A 574-nucleotide genomic window follows, 5' to 3' on the forward strand; every position below is an offset into this window, starting at 1 on the left:
CGGAAGGCGTGACTGGTGTAGCCGCGGTCTCCGACCACCCACTTGGGCACGCTTGGCAGTTGGTCGAGCAATGGAACCGCATGGGGCAGCTCGTGCGCCTGCCCCGGTGCCAGCCGGAAGGCGATGGCGCGGCCCCGCCCGTCGGCAATCACGCAAGCCTTGGTGCCATAGCCGCCACGCGATCGGCCAAGAGCCTCACGAGTGTCTCGCTCGGCCCCAGATCCCCCCTTTTGGCGGCCCCGGCCGCCTTCTGGTGCGCGCGTATGGTCGTGCCATCGAGGAACACCATCCCGAGCTGAACCCCGCGCTCCTGCACGAGGCTGAGGAGCCGTTCCCAGACGCCAGCACGGGACCAGCGGATGAAGATCTGTGCGGCTCGCCACCAAGGACCCAGATCCTCCGGAATAGCCCGCCATTTCGCCCCGTTCTGATGCCGCCAGAGAATGGCCGAGAGCGTGCGTTGCAGGTCCTGCGGTGGCGTCTTGGCCTTCGGACGGCACGCCTCGACCAGCGGCTCCAGCTCAGACCATTGCGCGTCGCTCAGCATCATCCCTCCTGCCTTGAAGAGAGGAAA

General features: G+C 67.1%; 1 pseudogene. It reads right to left on the reverse strand.

Going from position 1 to position 574, the window contains the following annotated elements:
* Positions 1 to 547, reverse strand: a pseudogene (locus OXS27_RS32445) (IS5 family transposase); the annotation flags it as partial.
* Positions 548 to 574 lie beyond the last annotated feature (27 nt).

This window comes from Methylobacterium sp. GC_Met_3 (genome assembly GCF_026540775.1).
GTDB lineage: Bacteria > Pseudomonadota > Alphaproteobacteria > Rhizobiales > Beijerinckiaceae > Methylobacterium.